This window comes from Candidatus Epulonipiscium viviparus (genome assembly GCF_000171335.1).
Lineage (GTDB): Bacteria > Bacillota > Clostridia > Lachnospirales > Cellulosilyticaceae > Epulonipiscioides > Epulonipiscioides viviparus.
This window is the reverse complement of sequence record NZ_ABEQ01000013.3, coordinates 31,199-42,762: the sequence shown is the minus strand read 5'-3', so window position 1 is coordinate 42,762 and position 11,564 is coordinate 31,199. Positions and strand designations below refer to the sequence as shown.

The window sequence follows — 11,564 nt, the reverse complement described above, 5'->3', positions numbered from 1 at the left end:
GTGGGTTCTTTCATTAGATCAATAATTTTTCCTTCGTTTGAAATAATGATAGGTCGAGATGGAAAACCAATATTTTGCCTGCAAACAAGTCCTTTTTCAGAATTTGTCAATTCAACCATAAGACCATTCGGATAACAATATAACACCTCCATAGCTTGTTTAAAAAGATTTAGATCATATCTAGAGCTTGCCTCCATATTCATCATTTCGATGCGTTGATTAATATCTGTAACTTTATCTATTAAATTGCTATAATTATTAGCTATGTGTAATATTTGAGAATGAGGATGGAGGTTAGTTCCTGTTACTTTATAAGAACCTGTTCCATCAATTTTTTCGTGTATGTGTAAAATGGGAACATATACCATTGGTGAAAAGGTAGCATTATTTTTAATTAAGTCTAGAGCTATTTCTAGGTGAGGTTTTTGAGCATCTTTCAGTTTGCCTATATCATGTAAAAGGGCACTTGATGTAATATTTTCAATATCTTGAAAACGTATGCGTCTATTTTTTGATATAGATATGCAATATATAGCCACTTCTAATGAATGAAGTGATAATTGCTCAATTTCATCTTTACTGGGTTCTTTATATAAAATGGCATTCTCATTTAAGTTAATATTTTCAATAATCATACGTATAGTTTGTGTCAGTAAACGTTCATTGATAATACCATTTTTTTTAATGCTAGAGTAAAAACTACTCAAATTATTTAATATTTCTAATTTAATTGGATCTTCAAAAATTAATTCTATAACAACTTCATCAGAGAATTTTTCTTCAATATAAATATAAGTGATACCTAAATTTCTAATTCGGGTAATAATTGATGCTGTTAATTCTCTACCTTGAGGCATAAATATAAGACCTTTGTTGGTTCGAATTGGATATGCAAGTTTTTTGCCAATATGCTTCTGTGAAGCTATAACTAATCTCATCTTATTTTCTTTCTCCCTTCTCAAAAACATTTTACAATAAATTTTATACTAGAATTATTAATTTTATGCAAAAACAACCTTATAATCAAATAGGTTAGTGTTAGGTTATATAGTAATACTTGTACTCAAAATTGTCAATCCTTATATAAAATTTTTGTATTGGATGAATATACATTAAAGAAATATTTCTAAATAAAGATTTTGTGAATTTTTTTATGTCTATATTATATATTGAAACGAAATTAATTATTTTGTAAAATGTTGTTGTGCATTTTTTTACAAAAATATAAAATTATATTTATTGAACATAATTTTTATACAACTTATAATATTCAAAAACATAATTGTAACACTTGTAATGTTTTTTGAATAGGTTTATAATGCTTGATATAAAATAAATTAATRGGAGATGGCAAAAAAATGCTCGATTATGGATTCTTTTTGGATTTAGCAATTATTTTATTGGCAGCTAAGATTTTTGGGATCTTATCTAGAAAGTTACAATTACCACAAGTAGCTGGCATATTAGTTGCTGGTTTAATTATTGGACCAAATATGCTCGGCTGGGTGAAAGAAACAGAATTTTTATTACAAATGGGTGAGCTTGGCGTTATCATGCTAATGTTTGTTGCAGGTCTTGAGACAGATTTAAAAGAACTGAAGAATACTGGTCTTGCGGCACTTTGTATAGCGGCATTCGGAGTTGTAGTGCCTCTAACTGGTGGCTACTTACTTTATTCTGTATATGATGGTTTTGCCGCAATCGGTAGTCACGAATTTTTAAAAGCAATATTTATTGGAGTCATTCTTACCGCAACTTCTGTAAGTATTACTGTTGAAACTTTACGAGAGATGGGCAAGCTTAAAGGAAAAGTTGGAACAGCGATTTTGAGTGCTGCAATTATTGATGATGTTATCGGTATTATTTTACTTACTTTTGTAATAGGATTTACAAATCCAGAAAGCAGCGGAGTGGCTGTAATCGGAAATACAGTGGCATTTTTCGTGGTGGCGATTGTTCTTGGTGCTATCATTCATTATATATTTAAAGTTATTGATCATCACGATCCACATAGAAGACGTCTTCCAATCTATGGATTTGCAGTATGTTTGCTCTTTGCTTATATAGCTGAACACTATTTTGGAATTGCCGATATCACTGGCGCGTACGTCGCAGGTATCGTGTTATATAACTTGTCATCTTCAGAATATATTATCGAAAAAATAGATACAAACTCTTATATGTTATTTAGTCCGATTTTCTTTACAAGCATTGGGCTTAAAACAGAACTTACAGGTTTTACTGTACCAGTACTTTTATTTACAATTGCATTTGTTATTATTGCATTAGCAAGCAAGGTGGTAGGCTGTGGCTATGGTGCAAAACTAATGGGCTTCAAAAAACATGATGCAATAAAAATTGGTGTCGGCATGATGGCGCGTGGCGAAGTCGCACTGATCGTCGCCCAAAAAGGTTTAAGCGCTGGGCTAATGGATCCAGTACTATTTTCCGCAGTTATTATGCTAGTTATTCTTTCTTCTATTGCAACACCAATTATTTTGAAAGTCTTATATGCTAAAGATGAAAAAAATGAATCATTGGCAAATGAGACAGAGATTAATGAAATTCCAACAGATGTTGCAACAGTATAGAATCAATATGTACTCTCCTTCGGGGGAGTTTTTTTATTGCACGAAATTTTATAATGTATTAAAAACTCATCTCCAGGACACACTAGCAAAAAAAGAAAGGATTTTAGTACTTATGACTGATTATATAAACGGACTTTTAGAATTTATAACTGCAGGATCATCGATGTTTTTGGCGGCAAATGAGGTTAAAAAAATTTTGCAGGACCAGGGTTTTGAAGATCTAGATGCTGCTGCTAATATTAGMAAGGGTGGGYTATACTACAAGTTAGTAAACGACTCTGCAATTTTTGCGTTTAAAATTGGCTCTAGTGATTTAAAATACAAAATAATAGGAACGCATTTAGATGCGCCAGGGTTTAGAATTAAGTCTAATCCAATAACTTCGTCGCAAGGTTATGTAGAATTGAACACAGAAGTATACGGAGGACCGATTATCAATACCTGGTTTGATAGGCCTCTTTCTATTTCGGGAAGGGTATGTGTAAAAAGTGATAATGTTTTAARACCGTCGACAATATTATTGGATGCAAAAGAACCGCTTATGGTGATTCCTAATTTGGCCATACATCAAAATCGTGAAGTAAATGATGGAGTGAAGTTGAATCCGCAAAAGGAAACTTTGCCAATCATCACATATACCAACGAAGAAGTGAACCAAAATTTGTTATTCGACTATATTGCAGCCAAATTGTCTATTGCATCCGAAGATATATTGGATCTAGATTTATTTTTGTATCCAGTGGAAACAGGTTGCTTGGTAGGGCTAGATAAAAAATTTATTTCGAGTCCACGTTTAGATGATTTATCTATGACATATAGTGGATTGATGGCGTTTATAGAAAGCGATCCAGCRGCAGGAGTTAATGTGCTTGCTTGCTATGATAATGAAGAAGTGGGTAGCAGAAGTATAGCAGGAGCAAACTCTCCAAATTTATTATTTATGCTAGAGAAAATAGCATTAGGCTTGGGTAAGAATCGTGCCGAATTTATAGCCGCGTTGGATGATTCGTTTATAATTTCTGCAGATGTTGCGCATTTGTCGCATCCAAACTATCCAGAAAAGCTAGAGCCTACAAATAAAGTAACGCCAGGCGGAGGTGTTGCAATAAAAATTAGTTCCAATTGTAGTTATACAACGAACGCAAATACGTCTGCCGTATTTAAAGCAATATGCCAAAACGAAGATGTTCCGTATCAAACTTTTATGAATAGGTCAGATACAAAAGGTGGGTCAACAATCGGGCCAATTACTTCTTCGCAAACTGGAATACGCAGTGTAGATCTAGGAACTCCAATGCTAAGCATGCATTCTGCTAGAGAACTTATGGCAGCAGAAGATTTGACCCACACTATTAAAATTTTTAGAGCTTTTTACCGATTATAAAAAAAATAATGTTTTTTTGGAAATATATGTTATAATGGTTTTGGTAAAAAAATCTAAGCAGGAGCTGATATGGATACAATTATTTTAAGCAAAACTGACAATCTTGAACTAGCAATCAATATCTTAAAAAATGGAGGGCTTGTTGTATCTCCTACCGAAACTGTATATGGACTGTGTGCCAATGCGTTAGATGAAAATGCAGTAGAAAATATTTTTAAAGCAAAAGGAAGACCCGCAGATAATCCGCTAATTGTCCATATTGCTTCGTTGGCAATGCTAGATCAATTAGTAGCAGAAATTTCGGCAAATGCTCAAAAACTTATAGACGCTTTTTGGCCCGGACCTCTCACACTTATATTTAAATCGCAAAATATTATACCAAACAAAACTCGTGCAAACTTACAAACAGTAGCAATTCGCTTTCCGGAAAATAAAATAATTATAGAATTAATTAAAAAATCTAAATTGCCTCTTGCCGCACCAAGTGCAAATACCTCTGGTAAGCCCAGTCCAACCAATATTGATAGAGTTATAGAAGACTTGTTTGGAAAAGTAGATTGCATTATTGATGGCGGTAACTGTAAAATAGGATTAGAATCGACTGTTGTGGATGTTTCGGGAGACAATGCGAGAATATTGAGACCTGGATTTATAACTGCGGCAATGCTCGAGAAAATTGTACCTAGTGTTAGTGCTCCTGCTAGTGCGTTTCCGATTGCTCCAGGGATGAAATATAAACATTATGCTCCTTCTGCAAATGTTGCAATTGTAGATGGCAACGATTTACAAGAGATAGCTAAGAAAATATGTTGTTTGATAAAAAAAGATAGACATAAGCGAGCAGGTGTTTTAATTGTAGATGAAATGATTTCATTTTTTGAAGATATTCCTGTAGTAAGTCTGGGAAGTATTACCAATTTAGAAAGTATTGCTAGTAATTTATTCGAAAAACTTAGACAATTAGATGACTTAAAATTGGAGCAAGTCTATACAATTTATTTACATGACAAAAACCTTGGTCTAAGTATAATGAATAGACTTCTCAAGGCGTCTAACAACCAGATTATTTATTAAATGGAGGAATAATATATGATAGCCATTGGTTCAGACCATGGAGGATTTGCATTAAAGCAAGAGATAATAGCTCATCTTAAGGAAAGAGGTATAGACTTTGCAGATGTTGGTTGCTATGACGAACAGTCGACAGATTATCCCGACTATGCAAAAAAGGTTGCCGATATGGTTCTTAGCAAGGAGGCTGAAACAGGAATACTAATTTGCGGTACTGGTATAGGTATTTCGATAACGGCAAATAAGATAAAAGGAATTCGCTGCGCTTTATGCCACGATATATTTAGTGCAAAAGCAACCCGAGAACATAACGATGCAAATGTTTTGGCGTTTGGTGGGCGTATAATAGGCCCTGGATTGGCATTAGCAATAGTAGATGAATTTTTGAATACACCATTTTCGAATGACCCACGCCACATAAGACGAATATCCAAAATTGAAAATTAGATCAATCAAATATTAGAATGGAGGAAAATATGAGTAATCTTGTTATTATAGACCACCCACTTGTGATGCACAAGCTTTCTATATTGAGAGATGTGAACACAGGAAAGAAAGAATTTAGAGAAATTGTTCGCGAGCTTGCGCAGTTTATGTGTTTTGAAGCTACTAAAAATTTGCCGTTAGAAGACTATGAAATTACAACACCAATTACAAAAATGATAGCTAAGCGTATATCTGGAAAAAATCTTAGCGTAATACCAATTCTTCGCGCAGGATTGGGGATGGTAGATGGTGTATTAGATCTAATTCCAACTGCAAAGGTGGGCCATATCGGACTATATCGTGATCCAGAAACGCTAACGCCGGTTGAGTATTATTGCAAGCTGCCAACTCAAATCGAAGAAAGGCATATATTTGTATTAGACCCTATGCTAGCAACAGGCGGTTCGGCTATTTCTGCTATTTCATTTCTAAAGGATAAAGGATGTAACAATATCAATTTTATGTGTATCTTAGCCGCGCCAGAAGGAGTGGAAAAATTACAGTTGGCTCATCCTGATATCAATATATATGTATGTGCTGTTGATGAAAAGCTCAATGACCACGGATATATAGTACCAGGATTAGGTGACGCTGGAGATCGCTTGTTTGGAACCAARTAAATAAAAAACGGAGCAGGCATCCCCTGCTTCTGCTTTGTAAGGAGAAATTTTTATGAGACCGTCTTGGGATCAATATTTTATGGACATTGCTCATTTGGTAAAAACTCGATCTACATGTACACGACGCCAGGTAGGCGCTGTTGTTGTAAAGGATAAGCAAATATTATCGACMGGATATAATGGTGCTCCCACAAGCTGTACGCATTGTATTGAGTTAGGCTGCATGAGAACTAAGTTAAATATTCCATCTGGAGAACGTCATGAATTGTGTCGAGCATTACATGCCGAACAAAATGCAATAACGCAAGCTGCAAAGAATGGCACCGCTGTTGCGGGCGCTGTAATTTATGTAACGGCTCAGCCGTGCAGTATGTGTGCAAAAGTACTTATAAACTCAGGGATAGCCAAAATTATATACCAAGGAAATTATCCAGATCCATTGGCAATAGAGCTATTAAATGAAGCTAAAATCCACATGGAGCAATTTGGGACTATTGAAAATGAAAGCAACAGGGGATTGGAAAAATAAGGAGATGGAAATAATGGATAAGATTGGCTTATATATAACAGCGTTTGTTATGGCTTTCAGTATTTCATTAATATGTACACCTATTGCAAAGAAAATAGCAATCAAATTAGGGGCAGTGGCATATCCGCGAAAGAGAGATATGCATGAAATTCCAATTCCTCGTATGGGTGGGATAGCGATAGTAGTTGGGTTTATATTAACTTTGGTTTTGATATTGCCCGATCCAGAAATGGATGTATTAGAATCGAGACATACAGCCGGAATTTTAATAGGCGGATTAATTATTTTTGCCTTAGGAATTTTAGACGATATCTTTGAATTAAAATCGAAAATTAAATTATTAGTTCAGGTACTAGCCGCGATGGTTGCGGTATACTTTGGAATTAGAATACAATTTGTTTCTGTGCCATTTAACGATCTGATTAACTTGGAGTGGTTATCAATCCCGGTTACAATATTTTGGATTGTAGGAATCACAAACGCAGTAAATCTGATAGATGGGCTTGATGGATTGGCGGCAGGAGTATCGTCTATTGCGTCTATTTGCCTAATGATCTTGTCGATTCATAGTGGGCATCCAACCGCAGTAATACTTACAGTGATTTTGTCAGCGTCATGCTTGGGATTTTTGCCTTATAATTTTAATCCCGCTTCTGTATTTATGGGAGATACAGGTTCAACATTTTTGGGATATATGCTATCACTGATTTCGATACTGGGATTATTAAAAAGTTATACACTAGGAACAGTTTTTGTTGCAGTATTGATAYTAGGGTTGCCGATATTTGATACGTCGTTTGCAATCATTAGACGTTTTTTGAGTGGCCGCCCAATTATGTCACCAGATAGAGGACATCTACATCATCGACTAGTGGATAAAGGATATACACAAAAACAAGCCGTCGTAACATTGTATGGAGTTAGCGGAATATTTGGTCTTTCTGCAATGGGGGTCATGCTAAATGATATTCGTTTTGTATTGGCTGTGTTTATAATTATGGGCATATTATTTTATTATAATGTGAAAATGCACACACTACCGAGCTCTAAAAACGAAAAAGAAGAGCAAAAATAAATGGATATAAGAGGGAACGCTCTCCCTCCTTTTCCTAAATATATTTGATCAGGCTCTTTGGTAAGTTCATATTTAAAGTTTCTAATTCATGCATAAATCGCAAAATATCAGTTGCTGATATATCTGCGTTCAACAAATCTAATATTCTATAGTATAAAAGTTTTAATAAAATTGGTTTGTGTTGGTTCCAATGATTTTGTGATTTGAGCTTCAAAAGTTGAATTTCGGAGGTTACCTTCCATAAAATATTTTTAACCTTTTCGATTATATCGTCATATACAAAGCTTACCGAGTTTAGTTCCGTGAAAGTATTTGCAAAAGTGAGGAGCAACTCATCTAATATATACGCATCGTCAGTTTGGAAATGCTCAACTATATCGTGGGATAGTCTATATTTATAGTATTTTATGAAATTTTCAAAATCTCCAGCATTATCCTCTGGTTCAATATAAAATAAAATTCTAAAAAATAGGTTCCATTGAAATTCTTCGTTTAAAACTCGCTGAATATGAGAACCAATTATTATACTAAAATCATCATTGTTAAAATCTATTTCGCGTTCAAATAAAATTATGCTATTGAAATTGATATCGTCATTATCGATTTCGTTTAAACGGTTTAGAGCCTTCATTAGTAAATTCCTATATGTTTCTTCTGTTTGCATATCAATTTCTCTAAATACATATTTAACAAGCGTATCACAAGATTTTCTAAAATCAACAATAAGCCCTATATTATTTTTCATTCGATCAGCAAAGAGGTCGTAAATAGATTTTGATAGCATCTGCTCTAGCTGCATTTGCCGAATATCTTGATTAATAGGCTTATCTCGTTTGAAATGATTGGAGATCAATAAAAGCTGCCCATCTATAGTGGTAAGACTGTTTTTGATAGAATACATTATATCTTTATAAAATTTGTCGGCAATTATATAGTTATAATTTTTATATATTACGTTGTGCTCAATTTCGCTCCAAAAAATATTGACAAGAGCTTTGATCTGCACTTCAAAATTAATAATCTGATCATTATACAAATATTTTCCATCTATTCTATACATCTTAAGACCGTTTTTCTGGTTTTTAGGTTGAACACTTTTTAGCTCCAAAATAACTCCAGTATGTTCTTGCTTATAATAATATCCTGCAGTATGCACATGTTCTTGTGTAAAATGTCGTTTAAGAAGCTTATAAATATCTCGTTCGTCTTCTATAAAGCGACATTCTAGCCTTATACCAATTAGGTCAACAAGATTTTCGTATAGATTAGATATAGTTTTATATTTATTATAAAAATCATGTCGTAGAATTTTTTCTTTTAGACTGTCTCTAGATTTTACACGAGAACTGATGTTGATATAGCCAATACATTCATTACGAACCAGGTTGGCGAAGTAGTTTTCCAGCTCCTTACTAGCAATTTCTAAATCTATTGTCATTTCGTCTAACTTTTCTAAGGCTTTAGTTGTATACTCAAATATTTTCAGTTCCATAATAAAGATCCTCCCTAGCTTGCCTAGTTGATAGTAATAGTATACTTCCAATTGAGAAGTTGCATACAAGGTAGTTGGTTCCATTTTATTACGTCGCAGTACGTGGTTTGATTAGAGCAAAATGGCGCAGAAAATATCTAAGTGGTTAACTGTACTATTTAGCCAGTCGGTTGTGTGGCTAGCAACTAGTATTCCAGATACAATATTTCCTAATTCTTCTTTGGTAGATTCAAATTTGATCTCACCAGATGCTTTTGCTTCTTCACATAGTCCTTCAAAAATTTTCTGAAAAGTTAGGTTGTTATAAATTTCGTATTCTGTTTCAGAAATTTCAGGAAAAAAGAACACAAATTCCGCATCAGTAAGCTTCATCTCGTTGGACTCTTCTCCTACACTCAACAAAAATGAAGCATAGCTATCTAAAAATTTTGGATAATCTTTTTCTTCTTGAAACCAATTATAAATTTGAGCTAGCTTATTTTTAAATGTTTGGTTGTTGTCCCACTTCTGAATTTGCAGAGTGATTTTGATAGTAAAAATTCTTAAAAAATAGTTAAAAATATGTTCTTTGGTAGAAAAATAATTAAAAAACGTACCGCGTGAAATTTGAGCTTTTTGACAAATCTCATCTACAGTAATATCTCCAAAGTCTTTGTGTTCTAACAAATATTTAACAGAATTTAAAATAGTGGTGCGCGTTTTGACAAAATTAATCTTTCTAAGTGTAAAATGTGATAATACTTCGTACATAATTTTGATTCCTCACTTTTTAAAATAAAATATATTTTAGAGTATGGACAAAACTTTTATCCGATATACATTTTCAAAAAAAAAACTAACAGAGTGAACTGCTAGTTTTGCAAAAATTAAGCCCAATAATTTTTACCAAGATTGTGGTTTAATTCGTTGGATTGCTGGCTTTCTGCTTGTAATGCTTTTTGCAGAGCCACCAATTTTTCTTGATAGTTAGGGTTTAATACAAGATTAGACATTTCAAATGGATCAGAATTTAAGTCAAATAATTGTTTGGTTATTATTCCGTTGTATCTATGCTCAATATATTTAAAGCCATCCTTTGTAATGGCGCGTATTTTATCTGTATATGCAAGATATATCTGGTCGCGAGCGGCATCTTTGGTTCCTTTTATACATTCAGCAAAGCTCTGCCCTGTTACACTTGCTGGAATTTCTTGTTCCAAAAGATCGCACAAGGTTGGAAATATATCGAATAAATACACAAGCGCATCGGTTTTCATTCCGGCTTTGATTCCTGCTCCAGATATTAATAAAGGAACTCTCATCGAGTGATCATAAAGGCTCTGCTTTCCAAATAGCCCATGTTGCCCTAATGCAAGCCCATTGTCTCCGGCGTAAACGATAATTGTATTATCCTTTTCTCCGATTTCTTCTAATTTATCTAGGATGCGCCCGATTTGATAGTCGAGATGAGTGATCATTGCATAGTATTCTGCAATATGTTTTTGCGTATTAGCGAGCGTTCTCGGATACGGCGCTAATGTCTCGTCTCGACATTCCCAGTTTGCGTATTCGATAAAATGATAGCTCATAAAGTTTGGTGGTAATTTTATGTCTTCTGGATTATACATATTTAAAAATTCTTCTGGCATTGTACGCGGATCGTGTGGGGCCAAAAATGAAGTATACGCAAAGAATGGTTTATCGTGCTTTTGATCCAAAAACTTAATTACACTTTCTGCTATAACATCGGTTGAATGTTCGCCCGCTCTCATATATTCGCCCGCAGTTTTCTTTACCTCGTTCGAATGGTTTTGGTCAACGCATTTTCTAATGACTTTGTTATATTCTGCAGAAGAATCGTAATGATAAAATGGTACGGCCCAGTGGTCGCTCATTCCACCAAAAAATATACTATCGCCTTGATCRAAACTTCGGTTAAATGATTTTTTGCCGTTATGCCATTTGCCCGTTCCAAATGTATCGTAGCCTCTCGCTTTAAAAAATTCGCCCATTAGAGTGTGGTCGTCGGGGATTTGTTGCCCTAGGTCATCTAACTTAAATAACGATCTGCCTGTATTCAGCATAGCTCTAGATGCCATACATATGGCTCCGCAAGTGCCTCCTTGGATATGCGCGTGAGTAAAAGCTGTCCCCGATGCTACTAGTCTATCTAAATTGGGTGTTATGATTTCGTCGTTGTTAAGTGCATTGATCGTGTTAAATCTCTGGTCATCTGCAAATAAAATTAAAACGTTTGGTGCTTTCATAAAATCCTCCTTAAAAAATAGTATTGTATTTATATCATACAAGAAGTGCGATAATATTGCAACGCTAAAT

11 protein-coding genes are annotated in these 11,564 nt (G+C 34.3%); 7 read left to right on the top strand and 4 right to left on the bottom strand.

What is annotated here, in order from left to right; translation table 11 throughout:
• On the bottom strand, positions 1 to 938 hold a 938-nt coding region (locus tag EPU_RS03160; RefSeq protein WP_010166698.1), incomplete at its 3' end, for an HD-GYP domain-containing protein.
• Between the two features lie 420 nt (positions 939 to 1,358).
• On the opposite strand from EPU_RS03160, the gene EPU_RS03155 reads away from it, so the two are divergent.
• The 7 genes from EPU_RS03155 (at position 1,359) to EPU_RS03125 (ending at position 7,756) form a co-directional block, all read left to right on the top strand.
• The gene (locus EPU_RS03155; protein WP_010166696.1) at positions 1,359 to 2,591 is read left to right on the top strand and encodes a cation:proton antiporter; all 1,233 of its coding nucleotides are present in this window, start codon (positions 1,359 to 1,361) and stop codon (positions 2,589 to 2,591) included.
• Between the two features lie 112 nt (positions 2,592 to 2,703).
• A complete protein-coding gene (locus tag EPU_RS03150) occupies positions 2,704 to 3,975 on the top strand; it encodes a M18 family aminopeptidase (protein ID WP_044149381.1) in 1,272 nt (423 codons plus the stop codon).
• Between the two features lie 69 nt (positions 3,976 to 4,044).
• Positions 4,045 to 5,049, top strand: a complete 1,005-nt coding sequence (locus tag EPU_RS03145) for an L-threonylcarbamoyladenylate synthase (protein ID WP_010166692.1) — start codon at positions 4,045 to 4,047, stop codon at positions 5,047 to 5,049.
• Between the two features lie 15 nt (positions 5,050 to 5,064).
• Entirely contained in the window at positions 5,065 to 5,493 is a 429-nt protein-coding gene (gene rpiB / locus EPU_RS03140; RefSeq protein ID WP_010166690.1) for a ribose 5-phosphate isomerase B, read from the top strand.
• Positions 5,494 to 5,522: 29 nt separating this feature from the next.
• Positions 5,523 to 6,152, top strand: coding sequence for a uracil phosphoribosyltransferase (gene upp, locus EPU_RS03135; protein ID WP_029487902.1), 630 nt, complete (start codon positions 5,523 to 5,525; stop codon positions 6,150 to 6,152).
• Positions 6,153 to 6,204: 52 nt separating this feature from the next.
• Entirely contained in the window at positions 6,205 to 6,681 is a 477-nt protein-coding gene (locus EPU_RS03130; protein ID WP_010166686.1) for a deoxycytidylate deaminase, read from the top strand.
• 13 nt (positions 6,682 to 6,694) lie between these two features.
• The gene (locus EPU_RS03125; RefSeq protein WP_052296449.1) at positions 6,695 to 7,756 is read left to right on the top strand and encodes a glycosyltransferase family 4 protein; all 1,062 of its coding nucleotides are present in this window, start codon (positions 6,695 to 6,697) and stop codon (positions 7,754 to 7,756) included.
• A 34-nt stretch (positions 7,757 to 7,790) separates the two neighbouring features.
• Here the strand turns inward: EPU_RS03125 and EPU_RS11365 are convergent, their stop codons facing one another.
• The 3 genes from EPU_RS11365 to EPU_RS11360 form a co-directional block, all read right to left on the bottom strand.
• Positions 7,791 to 9,248 carry a GTP pyrophosphokinase gene (locus EPU_RS11365; protein WP_010166681.1) on the bottom strand — a complete coding sequence of 486 codons (1,458 nt, stop codon included), beginning with the start codon at positions 9,246 to 9,248 and terminating at the stop codon, positions 7,791 to 7,793.
• Positions 9,249 to 9,359: 111 nt separating this feature from the next.
• Positions 9,360 to 9,998, bottom strand: coding sequence for a TetR/AcrR family transcriptional regulator (locus tag EPU_RS03115; RefSeq protein WP_010166679.1), 639 nt, complete (start codon positions 9,996 to 9,998; stop codon positions 9,360 to 9,362).
• Between the two features lie 116 nt (positions 9,999 to 10,114).
• Positions 10,115 to 11,494, bottom strand: a complete 1,380-nt coding sequence (locus tag EPU_RS11360) for a sulfatase-like hydrolase/transferase (RefSeq protein ID WP_052296448.1) — start codon at positions 11,492 to 11,494, stop codon at positions 10,115 to 10,117.
• Positions 11,495 to 11,564: the final 70 nt, after the last annotated feature.